The organism is Micromonospora sp. R77 (assembly GCF_022747945.1).
Lineage (GTDB): Bacteria > Actinomycetota > Actinomycetes > Mycobacteriales > Micromonosporaceae > Micromonospora.
Map to the genome: position 1 here is coordinate 1,077,680 of NZ_JALDST010000001.1, position 23,232 is coordinate 1,100,911.

At 72.0% G+C, this 23,232-nt stretch carries 21 protein-coding genes and 2 pseudogenes; 11 read left to right on the forward strand and 12 right to left on the reverse strand.

Annotation, left to right across the window (positions count from 1 at the left end; all coding sequences use genetic code 11):
- The first annotated feature begins 21 nt into the window (after window positions 1-21).
- Window positions 22-1,039 (forward strand): annotated as a pseudogene (locus MRQ36_RS04710) (aldo/keto reductase).
- A 17-nt stretch (window positions 1,040-1,056) separates the two neighbouring features.
- On the opposite strand, the gene MRQ36_RS04715 reads toward MRQ36_RS04710, so the two are convergent.
- From MRQ36_RS04715 to MRQ36_RS04730, 3 genes are all read right to left on the reverse strand, one after another.
- Window positions 1,057-1,623, reverse strand: coding sequence for an AAA family ATPase (locus MRQ36_RS04715; RefSeq protein WP_242793097.1), 567 nt, complete (start codon window positions 1,621-1,623; stop codon window positions 1,057-1,059).
- An 86-nt stretch (window positions 1,624-1,709) separates the two neighbouring features.
- Window positions 1,710-1,982: a hypothetical protein gene (locus MRQ36_RS04720; RefSeq protein ID WP_242793099.1), complete on the reverse strand. Its 273-nt coding sequence runs from the start codon at window positions 1,980-1,982 to the stop codon at window positions 1,710-1,712.
- Between the two features lie 579 nt (window positions 1,983-2,561).
- Entirely contained in the window at window positions 2,562-2,705 is a 144-nt protein-coding gene (locus MRQ36_RS04730) for a hypothetical protein (protein ID WP_242793101.1), read from the reverse strand.
- 231 nt (window positions 2,706-2,936) lie between these two features.
- Here MRQ36_RS04730 and MRQ36_RS04735 point away from each other — a divergent pair, with 231 nt between their 5' ends.
- Entirely contained in the window at window positions 2,937-3,836 is a 900-nt protein-coding gene (locus tag MRQ36_RS04735; RefSeq protein WP_242793103.1) for a TIGR01777 family oxidoreductase, read from the forward strand.
- A 6-nt stretch (window positions 3,837-3,842) separates the two neighbouring features.
- Here MRQ36_RS04735 and MRQ36_RS04740 read toward each other — a convergent pair whose 3' ends face one another.
- On the reverse strand, window positions 3,843-5,075 hold the full coding sequence (locus MRQ36_RS04740; RefSeq protein WP_242793105.1) for a PHB depolymerase family esterase: 1,233 nt from the start codon (window positions 5,073-5,075) through the stop codon (window positions 3,843-3,845).
- A 190-nt stretch (window positions 5,076-5,265) separates the two neighbouring features.
- Here MRQ36_RS04740 and MRQ36_RS04745 point away from each other — a divergent pair, with 190 nt between their 5' ends.
- From MRQ36_RS04745 to nadE, 4 genes are all read left to right on the forward strand, one after another.
- On the forward strand, window positions 5,266-7,086 hold the full coding sequence (locus MRQ36_RS04745; RefSeq protein WP_242793107.1) for a DUF2079 domain-containing protein: 1,821 nt from the start codon (window positions 5,266-5,268) through the stop codon (window positions 7,084-7,086).
- Between the two features lie 52 nt (window positions 7,087-7,138).
- Window positions 7,139-7,780 (forward strand): lipoyl(octanoyl) transferase LipB, encoded by a 642-nt coding sequence (lipB, locus tag MRQ36_RS04750; RefSeq protein ID WP_242793109.1) that lies wholly within the window; start codon window positions 7,139-7,141, stop codon window positions 7,778-7,780.
- Between the two features lie 7 nt (window positions 7,781-7,787).
- Window positions 7,788-8,180 carry a VOC family protein gene (locus MRQ36_RS04755; protein ID WP_242793111.1) on the forward strand — a complete coding sequence of 131 codons (393 nt, stop codon included), beginning with the start codon at window positions 7,788-7,790 and terminating at the stop codon, window positions 8,178-8,180.
- Window positions 8,181-8,272: 92 nt separating this feature from the next.
- On the forward strand, window positions 8,273-9,100 hold the full coding sequence (nadE, locus tag MRQ36_RS04760) for an ammonia-dependent NAD(+) synthetase (RefSeq protein ID WP_242793117.1): 828 nt from the start codon (window positions 8,273-8,275) through the stop codon (window positions 9,098-9,100).
- 52 nt (window positions 9,101-9,152) lie between these two features.
- Here nadE and MRQ36_RS04765 read toward each other — a convergent pair whose 3' ends face one another.
- The 3 genes and pseudogenes from MRQ36_RS04765 to MRQ36_RS04775 all read right to left on the reverse strand — a co-directional run.
- Window positions 9,153-10,259, reverse strand: coding sequence for a 12-oxophytodienoate reductase (locus tag MRQ36_RS04765; protein ID WP_242793122.1), 1,107 nt, complete (start codon window positions 10,257-10,259; stop codon window positions 9,153-9,155).
- 58 nt (window positions 10,260-10,317) lie between these two features.
- Window positions 10,318-10,692 (reverse strand): MerR family transcriptional regulator, encoded by a 375-nt coding sequence (locus MRQ36_RS04770; RefSeq protein WP_242800835.1) that lies wholly within the window; start codon window positions 10,690-10,692, stop codon window positions 10,318-10,320.
- Between the two features lie 111 nt (window positions 10,693-10,803).
- Window positions 10,804-10,908, reverse strand: a pseudogene (locus tag MRQ36_RS04775) (amino acid--tRNA ligase-related protein); the annotation flags it as partial.
- Window positions 10,909-10,981: 73 nt separating this feature from the next.
- On the opposite strand from MRQ36_RS04775, the gene lipA reads away from it, so the two are divergent.
- Both lipA and MRQ36_RS04785 read left to right on the forward strand, forming a co-directional pair.
- Window positions 10,982-12,028, forward strand: a complete 1,047-nt coding sequence (gene lipA, locus MRQ36_RS04780) for a lipoyl synthase (RefSeq protein WP_242793124.1) — start codon at window positions 10,982-10,984, stop codon at window positions 12,026-12,028.
- A gap of 103 nt (window positions 12,029-12,131) precedes the next feature.
- Window positions 12,132-12,821 (forward strand): DUF4191 domain-containing protein, encoded by a 690-nt coding sequence (locus MRQ36_RS04785; protein ID WP_242793126.1) that lies wholly within the window; start codon window positions 12,132-12,134, stop codon window positions 12,819-12,821.
- A gap of 69 nt (window positions 12,822-12,890) precedes the next feature.
- Here MRQ36_RS04785 and MRQ36_RS04790 read toward each other — a convergent pair whose 3' ends face one another.
- Window positions 12,891-13,685: an alpha/beta fold hydrolase gene (locus tag MRQ36_RS04790; RefSeq protein ID WP_242793129.1), complete on the reverse strand. Its 795-nt coding sequence runs from the start codon at window positions 13,683-13,685 to the stop codon at window positions 12,891-12,893.
- 177 nt (window positions 13,686-13,862) lie between these two features.
- On the opposite strand from MRQ36_RS04790, the gene MRQ36_RS04795 reads away from it, so the two are divergent.
- A complete protein-coding gene (locus MRQ36_RS04795) occupies window positions 13,863-14,510 on the forward strand; it encodes a TetR/AcrR family transcriptional regulator (RefSeq protein WP_242793135.1) in 648 nt (215 codons plus the stop codon).
- A gap of 10 nt (window positions 14,511-14,520) precedes the next feature.
- Here the strand turns inward: MRQ36_RS04795 and MRQ36_RS04800 are convergent, their stop codons facing one another.
- The gene (locus MRQ36_RS04800; RefSeq protein WP_308194778.1) at window positions 14,521-14,919 is read right to left on the reverse strand and encodes an RDD family protein; all 399 of its coding nucleotides are present in this window, start codon (window positions 14,917-14,919) and stop codon (window positions 14,521-14,523) included.
- A 253-nt stretch (window positions 14,920-15,172) separates the two neighbouring features.
- On the opposite strand from MRQ36_RS04800, the gene glnA reads away from it, so the two are divergent.
- The gene (gene glnA, locus MRQ36_RS04805; protein ID WP_242793143.1) at window positions 15,173-16,597 is read left to right on the forward strand and encodes a type I glutamate--ammonia ligase; all 1,425 of its coding nucleotides are present in this window, start codon (window positions 15,173-15,175) and stop codon (window positions 16,595-16,597) included.
- Between the two features lie 185 nt (window positions 16,598-16,782).
- Here the strand turns inward: glnA and MRQ36_RS33810 are convergent, their stop codons facing one another.
- Window positions 16,783-19,557, reverse strand: coding sequence for a tetratricopeptide repeat protein (locus MRQ36_RS33810; RefSeq protein WP_242793145.1), 2,775 nt, complete (start codon window positions 19,555-19,557; stop codon window positions 16,783-16,785).
- 350 nt (window positions 19,558-19,907) lie between these two features.
- On the opposite strand from MRQ36_RS33810, the gene MRQ36_RS04815 reads away from it, so the two are divergent.
- On the forward strand, window positions 19,908-20,078 hold the full coding sequence (locus MRQ36_RS04815; RefSeq protein ID WP_242793147.1) for a hypothetical protein: 171 nt from the start codon (window positions 19,908-19,910) through the stop codon (window positions 20,076-20,078).
- 293 nt (window positions 20,079-20,371) lie between these two features.
- On the opposite strand, the gene mptB (MRQ36_RS04825) is transcribed toward MRQ36_RS04815, so the two are convergent.
- Window positions 20,372-21,787, reverse strand: a complete 1,416-nt coding sequence (gene mptB, locus MRQ36_RS04825; protein ID WP_308194779.1) for a polyprenol phosphomannose-dependent alpha 1,6 mannosyltransferase MptB — start codon at window positions 21,785-21,787, stop codon at window positions 20,372-20,374.
- A gap of 11 nt (window positions 21,788-21,798) precedes the next feature.
- A complete protein-coding gene (gene mptB, locus MRQ36_RS04830; protein ID WP_242793149.1) occupies window positions 21,799-23,199 on the reverse strand; it encodes a polyprenol phosphomannose-dependent alpha 1,6 mannosyltransferase MptB in 1,401 nt (466 codons plus the stop codon).
- Between the last annotated feature and the right edge of the window lie 33 nt (window positions 23,200-23,232).

The following is a 23,232-nucleotide window of genomic DNA, read 5'->3' on the forward strand; positions in this document are numbered from 1 at the left end:
TCGAGGTTGAAGAGTGGTCCCATGACGACGACACGACGACTGGGTCGCAGCGGCATCGAGGTCAGCGCGATCGGCATGGGCTGCTGGGCGATCGGCGGGCCGCTCTGGGCGGGCACCCAGCCGCTCGGCTGGGGCGAGGTGGACGACGACGAGTCCGTCCGGACGATCCACCGGGCACTCGAGCTCGGGGCGACCCTCTTCGACACGTCCAGCAACTACGGGGCGGGGCACAGCGAACGGGTCCTCGGGCGGGCCCTCGCCGGCCGCCGTGACCGCGCGGTGATCGCCACCAAGTTCGGTTACCCCACCGACGAGGCCACCCGGCAGGCCACCGGCGAGGACGCCAGCCCGGCGTACGCGCGGCGCAGCCTGGAGGGCTCGCTGCGCCGGCTCGACACCGACCACGTCGACCTGTACCAGCTGCACGTCAACGCGCTGCCGGTGCCGCAGGCCCTGGACCTGGTCGAGACCCTGGAGGCCCTGGTCGCCGAGGGCAAGATCCGGGCGTACGGCTGGAGCACCGACGACCCCGCCTCGGCGCGGGCGTTCGCCACGGCCGGACCGCACTGCGCGGCGATCCAGCACGACCAGTCGGTGCTGCGGGACAACGCGGAGATGCTGGCGGTCTGCGACGAGTTCGACCTGGCCAGCCTCAACCGGGGGCCGCTCGCGATGGGCCTGCTCACCGCCAAGTACCAGAGCGCGCCGGCCGCCCGCAGCGGCGACGACGTACGCGGGGTCGCCCCGGAGTGGCTGCCCTGGTTCACCGACGGGCTCCCGCGCGCCGAGTGGGCGGACCGGGTGGGCCGGGTGCGGGAGGCGCTGACGGTCGACGGTCGACGGTCGTACCCTCGCCCAGGGCGCGCTGGGCTGGCTGCTGGCGCGCAGCCCCCGGACCCTGCCCATCCCCGGCTGCCGCACGGTCGCCCAGGCCGAGGAGAACCTCGGCACCCTGGCGTACGGCCCGGTGCCCGACGCCGCCTTCGCCGAGGTGGAGCGGCTGCTCGCCGACCTGCGCACCGCCCCGGCCGACGCCTGACGCATCGTCGGGCCGGCTCACCGTCGGGCGTTCACGAAGGCGACGATCTCGTCGAGGCCCGGCCGGTAGCCGTCGCTGGTGTCCACCTCCAGTTCGGGGACGTCGAGCCGTACCCGGTCGTAGCTGTCGTGGCCGGCGGCATGCCGATGCGGCTCGTCCCCGTGGGTGTCGGTGTGCGCGCGGCGGGTCGGGCTCTCGTGCCAGCGCTGCCGGATCCGCTCCCGGGCGACCGCGGCCGGCACTCGGCAGTGGACGATCCGGAGGTCGGCGAGCCCGACCAGGGGCCGCAGGTGGGGGCGCCAGAGCCGGTCCTGGAAGGCCGCCTCGGCCACCGTGGTGACCCCTGCGGACAGCAGCAGTTCCAGCACCCGGAAGAAGGTCGGCAACGTCCGGCGGCTCAACTCGTCGCTCGGCGCGGCGGTGAAGTCACCGGCCGCGTGGACCATGCCCTCCTTGATCTCGTCTCGGCAGATCGCCGGACAGCCGATCCTCCGGGCGAGTCGGTGGGCGAGCACGGTCTTGCCCGCGCCGGGCGGACCGCTGACGACGACGAGCTTCGGTCGACTCCGCACCATGTCCTTCATAGCCCCTGTCGTGAGGTAACGGCCGACCTCACGGACGTTCGGGCCCGCGAGAGGGCCCTGGGGCCCTGGGGCTGCGGGCGGGGTCACTACTGGCCGAAGGTGTCGCGCAGGTTGCCGTTGATCAGTTGGTTGATCCGCTTGCGCAGGTGACCGAGCAGCGACGGGTCGGGCAGCGGCTCGTCGACCAGCAGCGTCCAGCACAGCTCGGTGCCGGCCAGGCCGTCGGAGGCCAGCTCGAACCGGACCAGGGCGTCCGGGCGTCGCGGCCACAACGACGACCAGACCACCAGGTTCGGGTACGCGGTCTCCACGAGCCGCGGACGCTGTTCGTCGTCCAGCAGTCGGAGCCAGGGACGCATCGGGTCACGGTCGGGGCGGGTCAGCGCCGCGAAGACGACGTGGGGCGGGGGCGGTTGGTTGCGCGTCCGTCGACCGGCTTCGAGCATCGTTCAGCACCGACAGGCCGGCGTCACGACCTGCCCTCCCCCCGCGCCAACCGCTCGGCGACGAATGCGCCGACGCCGCGCCCGCCTTCCCGGCCCTGCGTCCGCAGGACGAGGATCGCCGGGCGCGACCGCCTGCGACACGCCGTGCTCTTCCCTGAGCTGCGCGGTCGACGGCAGCTTGCGTCCCGGCGCGAACTCGCCCGACTCGATCCGCACGCGGCGGTCATCGGCGAGCTGCGTTCACTTCGCTGTGGCGGCATCCACACTCCCAGGTCTGCACCGGCCATTCGACCATGAGCTGGCTGTCCTGAGGAACCACCCGGCCGACCACCTCACCCGGGCAGTCGGCCGGCGTCCCGGCCGGCGGCCTGCCGGCGGTGGGCTCCGTGAACAGGCCCGGGGTGGGTGGCGGGTTCCGGCCGCCCCCTGCGCGCACGCCGCCCCCGCCCGCCTCGGTGCCGTACCCGATCGAGGAGGCGACCCTCTGTGCGGTCAGCGACCGACGAACGGTGGACGCCATGGAGAAGGTGCCCGGCGCAGCCCGCGACGGACGCCGCGCCGCAGCCGCAGCCCCAGCCCCAGCCCCAGCCCCAGCCCCAGCCCCAGCCCCAGCCCCAGCCCCAGCCCCAAGATCATGCTCGATGCAGGAAGTAGTGGGGTCGAAGGGCGTCCGATGCCACTCGATCCAGGATCAAGTGGGCGCTCGGGCAGACAGCTCCATGATCGACGCGTGCGGAGGTGCGCGATTCATTTACGTCATCAGACTCGTAGCGGCCGTGCAGGTAGCCCCGCCGCACGGGCCACCGCTCGTGGGGACCGATTCGACGCAATGCATCCAAGTCGGGGTCCGTGACCGAAGATGGGAGCATGCGGATCCTCATGGCCGGCGCGTCCGGCTTCCTCGGCACCCGGCTGGTCGACCGGCTCACCGCCGACGGGCACCAGGTGACCCGGCTGGTCCGGCGACCGGCGCGTACCCCGGACGAGCGGCAGTGGAATCCCTCCGCCGCCCAGCTCGACCCGGCCGTGGTGGCCGACGCGGACGCGGTGGTCAACATGGCCGGTGCGGGCGTCGGCGACAAGCGGTGGAACGACGACTACCGGAAGCTGATCCGGTCCAGCCGGGTCGACACCACCACCACCCTGGCGGTCACCATCGCCGGGCTGCCCGCCGCGGACCGCCCGAAGGCGCTGCTCAACTCGTCGGCCGTCGGCTGGTACGGCAACACCGGCGACCGGGTGGTGGAGGAGGACGCCCCGGCGGGCGAGGGCTTCCTGGCCGACGTGTGCCGGGTGTGGGAGGCGGCGACCCGGCCCGCCGAGGACGCCGGCGTACGGGTGGTGCGGCTGCGTACCGGGCTGCCGCTGCACCGCGACGGTGGCCTGCTCAAGCCGCAGCTGCTGCCGTTCAAGCTGGGCATCGCCGGGAAGCTGGGCAGCGGCCGGCAGTGGCTGCCCTGGATCTCGCTGCGGGACTGGCTGGACGCGACGCTGTTCCTGCTGGACCGGGAGGACGTCGCCGGCCCGGTCAACCTGGTCGGCCCCCACCCGGTCACCAACGCCGAGTTCACCAGGGAGCTGGCCCGCCAGCTGCACCGCCCGGCGATCATGCCGATCCCGGCGCTCGCCCTCAAGGTGGCCCTCGGCGGCTTCGCGCAGGAGGCCCTGACCAGCACCCGCGTCCTGCCCGGTGTGCTGCCCAGGGCCGGCTTCGGCTTCACCCATCCCGACCTGCCGAGCGCCCTGCACGCCGCCCTGACGCAGTGACGGCGCTCAGCAGCCGATGACCCAGTAGCTCGGGCCGGTCTGCTTGAGGGCGGTCGTGTAGAAGGTGTTGTAGAGGCCCATCCGCTGGTTGCTGCCGAGCGCGTACGCGTAGCCGCCGGACTGGTAGGCGCGGCCGGCGGCCACGTGCGCGTAGTTGCTGGCGGTGACGCAGACCGGCGAGGCCGTCGGGGTCGGCGTCGGCGAGGCGGTCGGGCTGGGCGTGGCGGTGGCCGTGGCGGTGGCGGTCGGGCCGGGCGTCACGCCGCCGTCGAGACCGAAGAAGAGCGCGTCCCGGTAGGTCGAGCAGATGGTGTCCAGGAAGTACGCGGCGGCCGTCCCGCACTGGTCGGTCGCCGAACCCGGGTCGACCGGGGTGCCGTGCCCCATCCCGGAGACCCGGTAGAGACGGACCGCGTCGTTGCCGTACACCTCGAGGCTGGTGCCGCCGGGCAGCGACGCCGTGCTGGTCGGGGTCTGCGGGACGCCGAGCACGTCGGTCCACTGGTCGCGGGACTCGGCGGCGTTGGCCACCGCCACCGTGTAGTCGCTGGTGCCGTGCCAGATCGCCACCCGCGGCCGGCGGCCGGCATAGCCGGAGTACGCGCCGCGGACCAGGTCGCCCCACTGCGCGGGCGTCCTGTCCACCCCGGGGTTCATGCAGGAGTACGCGCTGGTGCTGCTCGTCGCGCAGCGGTAGGGCAGCCCGGCGATGACCGAGCCGGCGGCGAAGACGTCTGGGTAGGTGGCCAGCATGACGGCGCTCATCGCGGCACCGGCCGAGAGGCCGCTGACATAGATCCGGCCCGGGTCGACGGCGTAGTTCGACTTCGCGTAGTCGACCATCTGCTTGATCGACAGGGCCTCGCCCTGGCCGCGCGTGGTGTCCCCGGTCTCGAACCAGTTGAAGCAGGAGCTGGAGTTGTTGGCCGACGACTGCTGGGGCACGAGCAGCGCGAACTTCCACAGGTCGGCGTACTTGCGCCAGCCGGAGTTGGTGAAGTAGCCGGTGGCGTCCTGGGTGCAGCCGTGCAGCAGGACCACGGCGGGCGCGTTCGCCGGCAGGCCGTCCGGGCGGTACGCGTACATGGCGAGGTTGCCGGGGTTGGAGCCGAAGCCGGTGACCTGGGTCAGGGTGGCGGCCTGCGCGGGTACGGCCACGGTCAGCACCGCGGCGGCGGCCAGCACGATCCCGGCGGCCACCCCGGCGAGCCGGGTGAGGATGGACGGAGAGCGGCGCACGTGGACCTCCTGAGTGAAATGTGAACTGGGTCACCCCCGAGTTGCCGTGACGTTACGTCGATGTTTCGGGCGGCCGACATGGCGAGGACAACCACATTTGTCGATGCGGCAATATGGCCGGTCCCGCCGTGGCGAGGTGAGGTTTCGTGTCTGACCGGTGGTGCCCGGTCCGATTGGTAACGTCCGCTGCGTGCCGACCTCCCCGTCCGTGGTCACTGACCCGTCGCCCACGTCGCCCCCCGCCACCCGGGACCGCCGGGCCGACCTGATCGTGGTGCTGGTCGCGCTCGCCCTGGCCTGGTGGGTGACCAGCGGGATGTGGCGGGACCCGGGCACCCGGATGATCACCGTCAACTCCAGCGACCAGGCGCTCTTCGAGTGGCTGCTCGCCTTCGGCGGGCACACCCTCACCCACGGGCAGAACCCGCTCTTCACCCACCTGATCAACGTGCCGGACGGGGTGAACCTCGCCGTCAACACCTCGGTCACCGTGTACGCGTGGGTCTTCGCGCCGCTGACGTACCTGATCGGGCCGCCCGCGACGTTCCTGGTGATCCTCACCCTCAACCTCGCCGCCACCGCGGTCGCCTGGTACTGGCTGCTCAGCCGGCACCTGGTCCGCAGCCCGCTGGCCGCCGGGGTGGGCGCACTGTTCATCGGCTACTGCCCGGCGATGGTGTCGCACGCCAACGCCCACCTGAACTGGACCGCCGGCTGGCTGGTGCCGCTGCTGATCCAGGGCGTGTTCGCACTGCGCCGGCCCGGCAACGCGGTCCGCGGCGGGGTGCTGCTCGGCCTGCTGGTGGCGGTCGCCTTCTCGATCGCCGCCGAGGGACTCTTCTTCACCGCCCTCGCGCTCGCCCTGTTCCTGCTGTTCCTGGCCCTGCACCCGGCCCGGCGGGCCGAGGTCCGCGCCGCGCTGCCGGGCTTCCTGCGCGGGCTCGGCGTCACCGCGCTGGTCGCCGGGGTGCTGCTGGCGTACCCGCTCTGGCTGCACTTCGCCGGGCCGCAGCGCTTCCACGGCACCGGCTTCGACCCCGGCGTGCACTCCGAGGACATCGCCGCGTACGGGTCGTACCCGCGCCGGTCGCTGGCCGGGTGGGCCGGGTTGGGCACCTCGCTGGCGCCCAACCCGACCGAGGAGAACAGCTTCTTCGGCATCCCGCTGCTGCTGCTCGCCGTCGCCTGCTTCGGATATCTCTGGCGGCGGGCCGACCGGGCGTTCCGGGCCACCCTCGCCGCGCTGGGCGTGACCGCCGTGGTCTTCGCGGTGCTCTCCTGGGGACCGCAGGCCAAGTGGAACGGCCGGCGCACCGACCAGCTCCTGCCGTTCGGGGTGCTGGACAACCTGCCGGTGGTCAACGCGGCGCTGCCGTCCCGGCTGGCGCTGGTGGTGGCGCCGGTGATCGGGCTGCTGCTGGCGTACACGGTCGACCGGCTGCGCGCCCGGCCACCCCGGCACCGCGCCACCGCGGCGGCCTGGACGGCCGGCTTCGCCGTGGCGCTGCTGCCGCTGCTGCCCGCCCCGCTGCTGACCGGCGAGCGGGAGCCGATCCCGGCGTTCATCACCGCCGGCACCTGGCAGCGGTACGTCTCCCCCGGCGGGGTGCTGACCCCGCTGCCGCTGACCCTCGACGTCACGCCCGACGGCCAGCGCTGGCAGGCGTACGCGCTGGCCCACCGACAGGGCGAGTTCCGGATCCCGGCCGGGTTCTTCCTCGGCCCCGGCGGCCCGGACGGCCGGGGCCGGATCGGGCCGGTGCCGCGCACCTTCGACACGCTGATGGACCAGGCCGGGCGGACCGGGCTCGTGCCGATCATCACCGAGGGCAGCGTCCGGGAGTCCCTGGCCGACCTGCACTACTGGCACGTCGAGGTGGTGGTGCTGGCCGACCGGGTGCACGGCGCCAAGTACGACCTCGACGAGGACGCCCTGCGCCGGACGGCCACCGCGCTGCTCGGACCGCCGCAGCGGGTCGACGACGTCTGGCTGTGGAAGGTGCCCGCCTGACGCGACGAGGCTCACGGGGGTCACCGGCCGTCGACGGGACTAGGCTGGACGGGTGACCGTGACGACTTCCGGACCGACCGCCGTCCGTGCCGGGCTGCTCGACTACCAGGCCGCCTGGGACGAGCAGCGCCGGCTGCACGAGGCTGTGGTGGCCGGCGAGCAGCCCGACACCGTGCTGCTGCTGGAGCACCCGAGCGTCTACACCGCCGGCAAGCGCACCGAGCCGTGGGACCGCCCGATGGACGGCACCCCGGTGGTCGACGTCGACCGCGGCGGCAAGATCACCTGGCACGGCCCGGGGCAGCTCGTGGGCTACCCGATCCTCACCCTGCCCGACCCGGTGGACGTGGTCGCCTACGTCCGCCGGGTGGAGGAGCTGCTGATCGACGTCTGCGCCGAGTTCGGGCTGGCCGCCGGCCGGGTCGAGGGGCGCAGCGGCGTCTGGGTGCCGGCGGACGACCGGGGCCCGGCCCGCAAGGTCGCCGCCATCGGCATCCGGGTCGCCCGGGGCGTCACCCTGCACGGCTTCTCGATCAACTGTGACTGCGACCTGACGTACTTCGACCGGATCGTGCCGTGCGGCATCCGGGACGCGGGCGTCACCTCGCTCACCGCGGAGCTGGGCCGCCCCGTCACCGTCGCCGACGTGCTGCCGGTCGTCGAGCGGCGCCTGTCGACCCTCGTCACCGGCTGAGGTCCGGGTGCGGATCGATCTCGTCACCCTCGTCGTCGCCGACTACGACCCGGCCATCGCCTTCTTCACCGAGGTACTCGGGTTCGAACTCGCCGAGGACTCCCCCTCGCTGACCAACGACGGCCGGCCGAAGCGCTGGGTGGTGGTCCGGCCGCCCGGCGGCGGGACCGGGCTGCTGCTGGCCCGCGCCGACGGTGAGCGGCAGGAGGCCGCCGTCGGTGACCAGACCCACGGACGGGTCGGCTTCTTCCTCCAGGTCGACGACTTCGACGCGACCCACCAGCGGATGGTCGACGCGGGCGTCGAGTTCGTCCGCCCGCCGCGCACCGAGGCGTACGGCCGGGTGGCGGTCTTCCGCGACATCGCCGGCAACCCCTGGGACCTGCTCGGCCCCGCCTGACCCGTCACCACCGCGCCGGCACCGGATTTGACCGGCCGCGCCCGGGGCAGGTTGGGTGCTGTCGAGAACCACCGCCCACGGAAGGACCCCCGATGACCGACGTGCTGTCGACGCAGCAGCAGATCGCCGCCGAGCTCCAGGTCGCGGCGAGCTTCGACGCGGCGAGCGAGATCGAACGGCGGGTCGTCTTCCTGGCCGACCGCCTCGTGGACACCGGACTGCGGGCGCTGGTCCTCGGCATCAGCGGCGGGGTGGACTCGACCACCGCCGGCCGGCTCTGCCAGCTCGCCGTCGAACGGGCCCGCGCCGCCGGCCACGACGCGGTCTTCGTCGCCATGCGGCTGCCGTACGGGGTGCAGGCCGACGAGCACCACGCCCAGGCAGCGCTGGCGTTCATCCGGGCCGACCGGGTGCTCACCGTCGACGTCAAGCCGGCCGGCGACGCCGCCCTCGACGCGTTGGAGGCGGGCGGGCTGACCTTCCGCGACGCCGGGCAGCGCGACTTCGTGCACGGCAACATCAAGGCCCGGCAGCGGATGATCGCCCAGTACGCGGTCGCCGGGGCGATGAACGGGCTGGTCGTCGGCACCGACCACGCCGCCGAGGCGGCCACCGGCTTCTTCACCAAGCACGGCGACGGCGCGGCGGACCTGGTGCCGCTGACCGGGCTGACCAAGCGCCGCGTACGGGCGATCGCCGCCGCGCTCGGCGCCCCCGCCGAGCTGGTCGGCAAGGCACCGACGGCGGACCTGGAGAGCCTCGCCCCGGGCAAGCTCGACGAAGACGCGCTCGGCCTGACGTACGAGCAGATCGACGACTACCTGGAGGGCCGGCCAGTCCCGGCGGAGGTCGAGGCGGCCCTGGTGGCCCGCTACCGGGCCACCGAGCACAAGCGGCAACTGCCGATCGCCCCGGCCTGACCGGTCCGCCGCCGCCGACCGGGTACGGGCCCGGAGGGCCGGACCGGTGGGCTCACCGGTAGGTGTCCTCGTGGGACTTGCGGTAGTCGACGATCGCGTCGAGCCGTCCGGCACCGGCGTGGCTCACCCAGGCCGGGTTGCCCAGCAGGATCCGGCCGAGCGCGACGAGGTCGAACTCGCCGGCCGCCACCCGCCCGACCAGGCCGGAGACCGACTCGGGGCCGGTGGACCGCAGGAAGTCGCGGGTGAGGCCGACCGAGCCCACCGTGATCGTCGGCAGGCCGGTGAGCCGCTTGGCCCAGCCGGCGAGGTTCAGCGCGGAACCGGGAAACGCCGGCTCCCAGAACCGCCGCTGGGACGCGTGCAGCGCGCTCGCGCCGGCCTCCGCGAGCGCGCCGAGAATCGCGTCCAACTCGCCGGGGTCCTGCGCGATCCGGGCGTCGAACCGCCGCTCCTTGAACTGCGAGAACCGCACGATCACCGGTCGGTCCGCGGGGAAGGTGGTCCGCACGGCACGCACCACCGCCGCCGGGAACGCCGCCCGCCGCACCGGCGAGCCGCCGAACGCGTCCGTACGCCGGTTGGTGAACGGCCAGAGGAACTCGTCCAGCAGATAGCCGTGCGCGGCGTGGATCTCGACCGCGTCGAACCCGGCCCGGGCCGCCACCCGGGCCGCCTCGGCGTACGCCGCCAGCAGCTCGTCGATGTCGGCGAGCGTCATCGCGTGGCTCACCGGCCGCCCCGGCTCCCGGACTGCTGACGGCGTCCACGCCGGCCGCCCGTCGACCGGTTCGCGCAGGCTGCCGAGGTGCCACAACTGCGCCGCGATCCGACCGCCCACGGCGTGGACCTCGTCGACCACCCGCCGCCAGCCCGTCTCGGCGACGCCGGCGGTCATCCGCGGCACCGCGTCCTCGTGGCCCGCCGTGGGATGGCCGACCAGCACCCCCTCGGTGACGATGAGCCCGATCCCGTGTTCGGCGCGACGGCGGTAGTAGCCGGCGACATCGGGGGTCGGCACACCGCCCGGCGAGTGGGCCCGCGTCATCGGCGCCATGACGAACCGGGAGGACAGGGGCAGACCGGCGAACGTAACCGGCTCCAGCAGCGGTGCCACCGGCACGTCGACATGTGGGGAGAGTGCGCAGGGTGCGGTCATGCCCTCACGCTAGGAGCTGACACCGGTGTCAGGGGCAAGCCCGCGGCGGCACCGGTTCTCAGGCCGCTGCGCGCGGTTCGCCGGTCGGTTCCTCGACCGTCAGGTCGCCGATGACGCGCTCCAGCGCCGACACCGTGGCGGCGAGCTGAGCCATCTCCGCGACGATCCGCTCGCGCTCCTCGCGGAGCCGGTCGGTCAGCCACGACGTACGGATGTCCGGGTTCGTCATGCAGGGCAGCAGTTCGTACATCCGCTTGCTGCTCAGGCCCGCGTCGAACAGCCGCTGGATCAGCCGGACCCGCTCGACCGCCGCCTCCGCGAAGAGTCGCTGACCGCTCGCCGTACGCCTCGACACCAGCAGTCCCTGCTGTTCGTAGTACCGGATCGAGCGGGCGCTCACCCCGGTCCGGCCCGCCAGCTCCCCGATTCGCATCATGCCCCCGCCCTGACACCCGTGGCGTCACCTCCACCCGAATCTATGCCGTCCCCGGGTCGTGCGGAAGCCGGCCGCGAACGGGCGGCTTCCGCACGTCACCCCGACGCGTCAGGGCGTCAGCCGGTGCAGGTCGCGGGGGAAGGCGGTGACCTCGCGGACGTTCGCCGCGCCGGTCAGCCGGGCGACGAAGCGTTCCAGCCCGATGGCGAAGCCGCTAACAGCCGCCCAGGGTTCCTGTAACCGGATTTCCGGAGGTGGCGGTGTCCGGTGTCACAACATCCGCGGGGTGACGCCCGTCGCCCGCGGTTCATCGACGGCCACCGTCGGGCGTAGGCTCGGTTTTGTGACGATCGAGGACTCCGCGCCGACGACGACGCAGGCCACCCGCACCGCGACGGCCGCCCCCGAGGGGCGACGGCTGCTGCGGATCGAGGCGCGCAACGCCGAGACGCCGATCGAGCGCAAACCGCCATGGATCAAGGTCAAGGCCAAGATGGGCCCGGAGTACACCGAGCTGCGCGGACTGGTCTCGCGCGAAGGGCTGCACACGGTGTGCCAGGAGGCCGGCTGCCCCAACATCTACGAATGCTGGGAGGACCGGGAGGCCACCTTCCTCATCGGCGGTGACCAGTGCACCCGGCGCTGCGACTTCTGCCAGATCGACACCGGCAAGCCGGCCGAGTTCGACGCCGACGAGCCGCGCCGGGTCGCCGACTCGGTCGCCGCGATGGGGCTGCGCTACGCCACCATCACCGGCGTCGCCCGCGACGACCTGCCGGACGGCGGCGCCTGGCTCTATGCCGAGACGGTCCGGCAGATCCACGCCCTGGGCTCCGGCTGCGGCGTCGAGCTGCTGATCCCCGACTTCAACGCCGTGCCCGAGCAGCTCGCCGAGGTCTTCGGGTCGCGTCCCGAGGTGCTCGCGCACAACGTCGAGACCGTGCCGCGGATCTTCAAGCGGATCCGCCCGGCGTTCCGCTACGAGCGCTCCCTCGACGTGATCCGGCAGGCCCGCGCCGACGGCCTGGTCACCAAGAGCAACCTGATCCTGGGCATGGGCGAGGAGCGGGCCGAGGTGTCCCAGGCGCTGCGCGACCTGCACTCCGCCGGCTGCGAGCTGATCACCATCACGCAGTACCTGCGCCCCTCCCCCCGGCACCACCCGGTCACCCGCTGGGTCAAGCCGGAGGAGTTCGTCGAGCTGCGCGAGGAGGCCGAGGAGATCGGCTTCGCCGGCGTGATGAGCGGGCCGCTGGTCCGCTCGTCGTACCGCGCCGGCCGCCTCTACCAGCAGGCCCTCGCCGCCCGCGAAGAGGTCCCCGCCGCCGGCTGAGGCCGGCCGTCGGGGGGACGCAGCGGGCGGGGGACGGAGCGGGCGGGGCGGGAGGGCCGGGCGCGGATCAACGTCGCGGGCGGCGACCACTAGACTCTCCGGCATGGCAAAGCCCCAGGAGAAGGTCTCGTTCGGCCAGCGGCTGAAGCAGATCGGGATGGTGTTCCAGTTCACCGCCAAGCAGGACAGGTGGTTCGCGCCGCTGACGGCGGCGGCGGTGCTGATCCCGCTCGCGCTCACCGTGGTCGCGGTGATCCTCTGGGGCTGGATCTGGCTGCCGATCGGCATCCTGTTGACGCTGCTCGCGGTGCTGATCGTGCTCAACCTGCGGTCCAACAAGGCGATGATGAACGCCGCCGAGGGACAGCCCGGCGCGGCGGCACAGATCATGGAGAGCATGCGCGGCGACTGGCGGGTCACGCCGGCCGTCAGCTCCACCACCCAGATGGACATGGTGCACCTGGTCATCGGCCGGCCCGGTGTGATCCTGCTGGCGGAGGGGAACCCGCAGCGGGTCCGCGGCCTGCTCGGCCAGGAGAAGCGGCGACTGGCCAAGGTGATCGGCTCGGCCCCGCTGCACGACTACGTGATCGGTCAGGGCGAGGGCGAGCTGCCGATCCGCAAGCTGCGGATGACCCTGATGCGGATGCCGCGCACGCTGAGCCCGAAGGACGTCAACGCCCTCGACAAGCGGCTCAAGGCGCTCACCGCCCGTCCGCAGATGCCCAAGGGCGCGATCCCGAAGAACATGCGGCCCGCGCGGGGCGCGTTCCGCCAGTCGCGGGGTCGCTGACCTCTCCGCGTACGCCGGGAGCCGGTTCCGCCACGCGGAGCCGGCTCCCGCCGTGTGTGCCTCCTCCGGTCACCCGGCCGGCGCCGCGGCGGTGACGTCGTCCAGCAGGGCGCGCAGGGCCTGTTCGGGGGTCTCCAGTTGGGGCAGGTGCCCCGTGCGGGGAAGCAGCTCGAACCGGGCGGTCGGGATGGCCGCGGCGTAGGCGCGCCCGTAGTCGACGTCGACGATCCGGTCGCTGTCGCCCCAGAGCACGAGCACCGGGACGGACACGTCGGCGAGGCGGCCGGCGAGGGTGGGGTCGCTCATCGCCCGTCCGCCGTAGACGGCGAGGGCGGCCCGGTTGCCGGCGGCGACGGCCTGCGCCGCGGGCGGCAGCGTCGTCGGGTCGAACCGGAACGGCGCGGGGTCGTGGTACGAGAGGCGGAAGACCTCGTCCATGGTGAGTGCGAAGAAGTCGGCCACGGGGTGTCCGGGGACCTCGATCCCGACGGCGTCGAGCAGGACGACCCGGCCGACCCGGGGTGAGGCGAGCAGGGCCAGTTCGGCGGCGATCCACCCGCCGAGCGAGCTGCCGACGATGGTGACGTCGTGCAGGTCGGCCTGCTCGATCAGGCCGGCGTAGAGCGCGGCCAGGTCGGCGATGCCGGTGAGCTGCTCGGGGCGGCCGGTGCCGCCGAACCCGGGGTGGGTCGGCACGAGCACCCGGGCCGGGTGGCGGTCGGCGAGCAGCGCGGCGAACCCGGTCATCGACTGGGGGCCCGCTCCACCGTGCAGGAGCAGGAACGGGGCCGCGCCGGTGCCGTACTCGTCGACGGTGACCTCGACCGGGTCCGTCCCGGGCAGGGGTACGTGGTGGGTGGTCATCGGGCTCCGTCCTGAGGGGGCTGGGCCGCCGACGGGGCGACGACCGAGGTTTCGCGAGAGTTCGCTCTCACGAACATAGCCCCCTTCCGCCGTTCGCGCGAGTACGCTCTCATGAAATCTCGCGCTCCCGGTCGGACCGGGAGCCCGGTGCAGGCACCCACCCGGATCGGAGCAGCCATGGCGCAACCGGAGCGGACCGAGACCGAGCGGATCGGCCGGGCCGAACAGAAGCGCCGGACCCGGGCGGCGCTCGTGGCCGCCTGCCGCCGACTGATCCGCTCCGGCGAACTGGTGACGATGCCGGCCGTCGCGGCCGGGGCCGGGGTCTCCGAGGCCACCGCCTACCGGCACTTCCCCGACCTGGTCTCCCTGGCGAACGAGTCCCTGGCCGGCCTCTGGCCCGACCCGGCGCAGGCGCTGGCCCCGGTGGCCGCCTCGGCGGATCCGGTGGAACGGACGGTCTTCGCCTGCGAGTTCCTGCTCCGCCGGGTGCACGCCTTCCAGGGTTCGGTCCGCGCCGTCATCGCCGCCACGATCGTCCGTCCCGGCGGCGCCGCCGCCCGGCCCGGGTTCCGGTTCGGGCTGATCGACGCCGCGCTCGATCCGGTGCTGCCCGTGGCCGGTAACCCGGCACGCGCCCGACTGACGCAGCTCAAGCAGGACCTGGCCGCCGTGGTGAGCGCCGAGGCGTTCTTCACCCTGACCGACCTGGTCGCCCTGACCCCGGACGACGCGATCGCCAGCCTCACCCGGACCGTCCGGACGGTCGTCGCGGCGGGGGTGCGCGACCTCGAGCGCCTGGCGGACGACCCGGCAGCCCGGTGAGCGCGGCGGGTCAGCGCCGGGGTGCGGAGGTGACGACCGAGCCGGTGAGGCGATCGTGCAGGCCGCGGCGGTGCTCGTCCATGATCAGCGCCGGCACGACGAGGGCGAGCAGGGCACCCCGGAGCAGGGCGCGGATCACGCCGATCCGGCCGCCGTCGGACCAGGCGACGCAGCGGATCCGGGTGACGTACATGCCGGGGGTCTGGGCGAAGAGGCCGAGGAAGAAGCCGTACTCCAGGACGAGCACCAGCACCGGGGCCCAGCCGTCGCGGACCGGGTCGGCGAAGAAGTTGGACACCAGCAGGCAGAGCACCCAGTCGACGACGAGCGCACCGAAACGGCGACCGATGCTCGGCGGGGTGAAGGTGGAGTCCGTTGCGGGTGGCGCGGGGTGCTGCGGGTTGGTCACAGCAGTCAGGGTAGCCAGCCGGGCCGGGCGGTCCGGATGCACTCTCCCCGCCAAATCGGACGAAGCACATCAATTAGCGCGACACCGTTACGGGCGGTATCGTCCGAACGGAGTACCAGCGGTGACCGAGCGGCCGGGATGACGCTCCGCGAGCAACGTAACACGGCGGAAACAGAGGAGACACCCCCGGGCAACCGCACGGTCATAGCGTCGCCAGCAGCCTAGCCACCCCGTGGACGTGCCAGGAGGACGTGTGTTCGCCAATCCCGAGGAACTCCTGCGATACCTCAAGAACGAGGACGTGAAGTTCGTCGACGTACGGTTCTGTGACCTGCCCGGCGTGATGCAGCACTTCAACCTGCCGGTCGAGTCCTTCGACGACAGCGTCTTCACCGACGGCCTCGCCTTCGACGGTTCGTCGATCCGCGGCTTCCAGTCGATCCACGAGTCGGACATGCTCCTGCTCCCGGACGTCGCCACCGCCTTCATCGACCCGTTCCGGGCGCAGAAGACCCTGGCGCTGAACTTCTTCGTCCACGACCCGTTCACCCGCGAGGCGTACTCCCGGGACCCGCGGAACGTGGCCAAGAAGGCGGAGGCGTACCTGGCAGCGAGCGGCATCGCCGACACGGCGTACTTCGGTGCCGAGGCGGAGTTCTACATCTTCGACTCGATCCGCCACGAGACCTCGACCCACCAGTCGTTCTACTACATCGACTCGATCGAGGGCGCCTGGAACACGGGCCGCGAGGAGCCGGGTGGCAACCGCGGTTACAAGACCGCCCTGAAGGGTGGCTACTTCCCGGTGCCGCCGGTGGACCACCTGGCCGACCTGCGCGACAGCATGGTCCGCCGGCTGGTGGACGCCGGGTTCACCGTGGAGCGCTCGCACCACGAGGTGGGCACCGCCGGCCAGTCGGAGATCAACTACCGGTTCTCCACGCTGCTGCACTCGGCCGACCAGCTCCAGCTCTTCAAGTACCTGATCAAGAACGAGGCCTGGGCCAACGGCAAGACCGCGACCTTCATGCCGAAGCCGCTCTTCGGGGACAACGGCTCCGGCATGCACACCCACCAGAGCCTCTGGCTCAACGGCGAGCCGCTCTTCTACGACGAGACCGGCTACGCCGGCCTGTCGGACACCGCCCGCTGGTACATCGGCGGCCTGCTGCACCACGCGCCGTCGCTGCTGGCCTTCACCAACCCGACGGTCAACTCCTACCGCCGACTGGTGCCGGGCTACGAGGCCCCGGTCAACCTGGTCTACTCGCAGCGCAACCGCTCCGCCTGCACCCGCATCCCGGTCACCGGCAGCAACGCCAAGGCCAAGCGGGTCGAGTTCCGGGTGCCGGACCCGTCCAGCAACCCCTACCTGGCCTTCTCGGCGATGATGATGGCCGGCCTGGACGGCATCAAGAACAAGATGGAGCCGCCGGCGCCGATCGACAAGGACCTGTACGACCTGCCGCCGGAGGAGTTCGGCAACGTCAAGCAGGTGCCGGGCTCGCTGCCGGAGGTGCTGGACGCGCTCGAGGCCGACCACGACTACCTGCTCGACGGCGGCGTGTTCACGCCGGACCTCATCTCCACCTGGGTGGGCTGGAAGCGCGCCAACGAGGTCGACCCGGTGCGCCTGCGCCCGACCCCGCACGAGTTCGCCATGTACTTCGACTGCTGAACCTTGTTCCGGCGCTGACCCGGACCAACAGGTCAGCCACTGATCCCGGGTACAGATCGGGTATCACCTCACGGACGGCGGTCACGCCCGGCTCACGGCCGGCGTGGCCGCCGTTTCCGTGCTGACACCCCGGCCCGGCTCCGTGAACCAACCACGATCTGGAGGTGGCCGCTGTTCTCGTCGCGCTAATCCAGGGCTTCGGATTTCCGCAACTCGGCCAGAGCGGAACTGGCACGAGGCTCCCATTGCGGGTGCCTGCTCTGCACGACTTCCCGCAGCATGATCAGCGCATTCTGCAGCCTTGCTGGATTTCCGTGCGCACCATCCCACCAATAGAACATGCCCATCCAGTAGGCCGCTTCCAGGCGATACTCGGGATGCCCCGAGTGATACGCCGTCCGAAGGTGGCGCATCCCTACATGTTTCCTGCCCTGCGTGCCGTGCAGCAGACCGAGGGCACAATGCCCGGCGGGAGCCCAGTCCACATGGCCGGCATCGATCGTGGTCTGATACGCCACGATTGCCTCGTCCAACTCCCCCAACTCCTCCAACATATGACCGAGTCGCCAGGCCGCTTCGCTCTGCGCTTCCGGATTCTGTGACTCATACGCCAGACGCGTCACCCTCAGGGCCTCTGGGCCGGGGCCATTCCGACGGTAGATCCGGTCGCCGAGCGTAACGGCCGCGATCGGAGCGTAAAGAGGATCATCGACCTGAATGGCTCGGTAGTAGTAGTCGTCGATGATCGCGGCATCCGCATCCACCGACTCGTGGACCTGGGCAAGCATCATGGCAACCTTGGCCTTGAAACCTGACTCAGCCAGGTCCATGGCGTGTTGAAGTTTGGCCAGGGCGGTGCGGTAGTTCCGACCATCAAGGTGGGCGACGCCGATGTTGAAGGCAGCCTTTGCCCGCACCTCCGGATCACCGAGCTCCTCGGCGGTGGTCCAGGCCTGGATTGCTGCGCGAGCATCCGCCTCCTCCTTTTCCCACAGCAGAGCACCGAGACTGAGCGCCGCCTGCGCGGAGTAGTGAGGTTGCGTGCACCGGATGCATTCTTCGTAGGCCTCCCTCGCCTCCTCCAGGAGGCCCATCTCCATGGCAGCTGATCCAGCGTCGTAGAGTGCCGCTGCGCGGAGCTCGGGCGGCGCAGAGGCGGCCACGCCGCGAAACGCCGCCAAGGCACCGCGTAGATCCCCGAGCTCAAATCGCTTCCTGGCGCCAGCCAGCGCTACATCGACATCGAGCGGGTGAGGGTCGGATTGAGGTGCTGATTCCTCGGCACTCTGGGCAAGTTCCACATAGTCCCGCAGAGCTCGGGTGACGTCGTCAGAATTTCCCCGGCGCTGGTTGTCCGCGGTTTCCCACGCCTCAAGGAGTGCTTGCATCTCTCCGACTGAGCCTCGGACAAAGGAAAGCAGCGTCGATGCGCGCAGTTCCATGCCAGGAAGAAGGGGATCAGAGAAGTCCCGGCTCAGTGCCGCGATCGCTTCATCTTTTTCACCTATCGACGCGTAATGACGGCCGAGTTCGAGCCAGGACATGAGCGCGTGGGTGCCGGGCCACTGCGTTGCGAGCGTCCAGTACTCGATGGCACGTTCGATGCTTCCCTCAGCTTTGCACATGCGCCCCAACAGTTCGGCCGCGGCACTCGCCTCCTCCGACGGTCCCAGGCTGACGACCGCCATCAGCGCCGCCCTCGCAGCGGATAGATCGCCCAGCTCGTACAGTGTGTTTCCGAGCAGAAACTTTGCCCGGGCAAGGTTTTCGGGGATCGTTGCCGCTTTGACCAGCGCTTCCCTCGCATAGACGAGGGCGCCGCGCTCGTACGCCGCCCGGGCGACGTGAAAGCACTCCTTCGGACTGAGGATCCCGACGAGGGCTGGCCAGAGGGAATCGGGCATCTCCCAGGTCGCCTTGCCGTCCCGCAGATGATCTGAGATAGTCCAGCAACGACGACGACGCCAGCTCCGGAAATGGATCAATGAAGGAGTATCGGGGCCGGCCTTCTGCGCCCACGCCATTCCCTCCACGAAGAGCCCGTCGGAGGCAGGGATATCACCGATCTCCGCAAGGTGGATCGGGAAGATTTGTCTCAGCTCCTCCTCCAGCACCGGTCGCGTCAAGCCGGCACGCCATAGATCGAACAGGCTGCGGACAATGGCCACCCCGGAAGGGCTCTGGAAGCGGCCTGCGTTCAGCCGAATCCACATCAGACGGGGATCCACGCCCGGCTCGGCCCTGCTCAGCTCGACGTTCCTGGCGCCAACTGTCTGCTCAATGACTTCTGGGTCATACGGCAGGGGAACGGAATACGCGCGCTGGAGCGCTGCCCTGGCGGTCGGCTTCGTGCCATGAGCGTCGAGGATGGCAGCGCACTCGTCAGCCGAGATGGTCGCTACGAGGAACGCCCTGTGGGCGAGTAATTCCAGCGTTTCGTGAGTAAGGCGGTCGAGGTCTGCGGAGGTCACGCCATCCGCCCAGATCAGCAGGCGGCCCGTCATCGTGGCGACGTCATCGGCGTGGGCAAGGGCGGCGATCGCACTCATGTCGCGCGGTACGAGCACTTTGGTCTCCGGCTCCAGCGTCTCCACGATCGCGGCCCACGCAGCTGTCGACTTGCCGGCCCCACCTTCGCCGTACACCAGCAGGAACGGATACGGGGACGACGGAGTGGCCAGCGCCACGCGCAGTTCCTCATCGAAATCGGGACGCGGCAGGTACACCCCGCCGGCCGGCGCGGGCCTGCCGGTCCAGCACTCGACCTGGTCCGCCGGAAGGACCAGGAACTGATCCAGCAACTTCCTCCGGCGAACGCCTTGCTGAGCTTTCTCCCTCTCCAATTCGGCGTGCACCAGCTGGAGGCGCCTGCTCCACTCGTCCCGATCCACCAGGCTGGCTTCCAGCTCCAGAGCTTGCTCCCCGGCGCAAACCACCAGCCCCCTGACGACATCGTCCACCAGTTCCCAGCGCGGGGCCCGCCTACCACCGCCGGCGAACAGCTCGGAGAGAGTCGCAGTACCCCATCTCCCTCTGGTCTTACCGCTGATCTTTCTCAGTGACGGCGACCCAGCGCGCAGCCTGAGTTCGCGAAGCGCCTCGGCGAACCGAGGCACTGACCACACGGTGTTCCCATCGCCCCTGACGCCAGTCGGCTCCTCGCTCATTGGCGCACTTTAGCGCCGGTCCGGCACAAGGGTGGCGTTCGGAATCCTTCGCCATTGTTCGGACTCGTTTCGCGCGCGCTGGCGGCGCGGCATATTCGTCCGGGCCGCAGCGGGTGCCACGGCCGGGTGAGACGGAGGAACCGATGAAGTTGTTCGACACCAGGACCGCGCTCGTCCTTCTCGCGATGCTTGTCGTCGCTGCGCTGGCGGCCGGTCTGACCCTGGCCGCCGGAGGCACGTGGCCGGCCGCGTTACTGGTCGGTGGAGGGAGCGCGTGGAGTGTGCTGGCCACGCTGCCGTTTGTGCTGAAGTGACGTGGGGTGCCCTGGTCGGCCGGTTACCGATCAGCTCAGCGTGGTGTTCTCGGCGCTCGCCGACCCGACCCGACAGGCGATCATCGCGGAGTTGGGCGCACGCGACGCCACGGTCACCGGGCACACCGCGCCACTGTCCGTCTCCATGCCGGCGGTGTCCCGGCTCCTGAAGGTGCTCGAGCGCGACGCGCTCATCTCGCGGTCCCGGGCGGGCAAGTGGGGCGCGAGCCACCTCGATGCCCACCTCGCTGCGGTGCAGGCCGCCGGACCGGCCGTGGCCCGGGCTGGACCGGTCAGGTACGGCGAGCGCGTACCGCCCGGACCGCGAGCAGCACCAGCAGCAGGGTCATCGCGAGCGCCCCCGGAGCCTTGGTGAACCGGGCCAGGTTGGTGCCGTCCGGGAGGGCGAGGAAGCAGACCACCGCGCAGGGCAGCACGAACCGGACCGTCCCGGACACCGTCGCCACCGCGAGCACCGCGAGGGGCCAGGTGGCGTACCAGGGGTGGAAGACGGGGGCGAGCAGGACGGTGGCGGCGAGCGCGAGACCCGCCCCGGTCAGGGCGATCCGAGGACCGGCCGCCCCGCGCGACGCCCGCCACGCCCACCACCAGAGCGCCACCAGCAGCACCGCGAGCAGCAGCAGCGCCACCAGCCGGGCCACCGGCACCGCGTCCGGCCGCCGGCCGACCAGGCCGCCCGCGTAGTCGACGACGAAGCCGACCGCGGTCGGCGGGGACGTCCACTGCGCGGAGTCACCGCTGTGCGCCAGCCCGCCCACCCAGCCCGGCCCGAGGCCGGTGGCCAGGGTGGTGACCAGCAGCGCGGCCAGCACTCCCCCGGCCAGCCAGCCGGCGGCCCGCAGCAGCGCGCCGACCGGACGGTGGCCCCGCACCGCGACCAGCGCCGCGAACGGCAGCACCACCACCGCGACCGCCTTCACCAGCACCGCCAGGCCGAGCAGCGCACCGGCCAGCAGCAACGCCCGGGGCGTGCCGGACGACCGCACCAGCACCAGGAGACCGAGCAGGAGCAGGCCGAGCAGCAGGGCGTCGTTGTGCGCCCCGCCGACCAGGTGCACGGCGACCAGTGGGCAGGCCAGCGCCAGCCAGGCCGCCCGTCGGGCCGGCACGCCGGCCGCCCGGGCCAGCCCGGGCACGCTGAGCGCGGCCAGCAGCACCCCGGCCACCGCGAGCAGGCGCAGCAGCACGACCGTGCCGACCAGGCCACCGCCGAGCAGCAAGGCCAGCCCGGCCAGCAGCACGAAGAACGGCCCGTACGGCGCCGGGGTGTCCCGCCAGATCGGCGAGACGGCGTCCGTCCAGGGACACCCGGCCGCCGCGACCCCCACCCGGTAGGGATCGGCACCCTCCACCCAGGTCCAGCCCTGGCAGGCATACGAGTAGACGTCGCGGCTGCCCAGCGGTGGCGCGGCCAGCAGCGGGAGCAGCCAGAGCCCGACGGTCCGGTAGGCCCAGCGGGTCGACGGGACGCCGTGCCGCAGCGCCCACCAGGAGCCGACCAGCAGGCTCGTGCCGAGCAGCCAGCAGCCGATGACCAGCGGCCCGTGCGGGCCCCGCCAGATGCCGACCGGGGTGCGGGCCGGTGCGTCGGGCAGCGCCCCGCCGAGCCAGCCGGCCACGGTGAGCAGGACCGCGCCGAGCAGACCGGCGTACCGGGCGGACCGGGCCCGCGCGTCGGGACCGGCCACGGCACCTCTCCTCAGTCGGCGGGAGACGGCTCGCGGGCCGCTCGGGCCGACCGTACCAACCGGACGGCCACCACGATCACCAACAGCGTCATCAGGGGTGCGCCGGGCATCTTGGTGAACCGGGCCAGACCGGTGCCGTCCGCCAGCACCAGGAACGACGAGACCAGGGCGACCAGGCTGAACCAGCCGGTCCGCCGGGCGGTCGCGGCGAGCACCGCCAGCGGCCAGGTCCAGTACCAGGGGTGGAAGAGCGGGGCCAGGGCCACCGTGGCGGCCAGCGCGAGGCCGGCGTGCCAGAGCGGTTCCCGGTGCCGCGCCCGCCACCAGAGCCAGACCAGCAGGACCGCCAACACGAGTACGCCGATCGCCCGGGTCGCCGGCAGCGCGTCGACGTGCGCGCCGAAGAGCGCCGCCACGTACCCGACGGTCTGACCGACCGCGGTGGGCGGCGAGGTCCAGGCGATGACCAGGTTGCCCTGCTCCAGGCCGGTGACCCAACCGAAGTCCAGCCCGGCGGCGAAGGTGATGCCGACCACGGTGACCACCGCGGCGGCGACCACCCACCAGCCATCGCGCAGCAGCGCCCGGAACCGGTACGGGCCGGCGATCGCGGCCAGGGCCGCGAACGGCACCACCACCAGCGCGGTCACCTTGAGCGCGGCGGCCAGCCCGAGCAGCAGCCCCGCGGCCAGCAGCGGCCCGGGACGACCCGGACGGGACGCCACCACGGCCAGGCCGGCGACGAGCAGACCCACCATCAACGCGTCGTTGTGCGCCCCACCGACCAGGTGTACGGCGACCAGCGGGGAGGCCAGCGCCAGCCAGAGCGCCCGCTCGGCGGGCACCCCGCAGCGACGGGCCAGCACCGGCAGGCACCACGCGGTCAGCGCCACCCCGGCCACCGCCAGCAGCCGGAACAGCACGATGCTGCCGATCAGCGACCCGGTCAGCTTCACCACCGCTCCGGCGAGCACCACGAAGAGCGGCCCGTAGGGCGCCGCGGTGTCCCGCCAGATGTAGGAGATGGTGTCCAGCCACGGGCAGGGCAGCGCGGAGACGCCCTGCTCGTACGGGTTGATCCCGCCGGACCAGCTGGCCCCCTGGCAGGCGTACGCGTAGGCGTCCCGGCTGCCCAGCGGCGGGACGACCAGCATCGGCAGCAGCCAGAGCGCGACGGTGACCAGCACCCAACGGGTCGACGGCGGCCCGGTGCGCAACGACCACCAGGCCCACGCCATCAGGCCGGTGCCGACCAGCCAGGCACCGATGACCAGTGGTCCGTGCGGGCCCTGCCAGATGCTGACCGGGGTGGGGCGCAGGTCGCCGTGGGGCAGCGCCCCACCGAGCCAGGCGGCCAGGGCGAGCAGGACCGAACCCGCCAGGCCGGTCCATCGCGAGAGGTGGTGAGGCACGCCGGACATGCTGCCAGTACGGTGGTCGCGGTC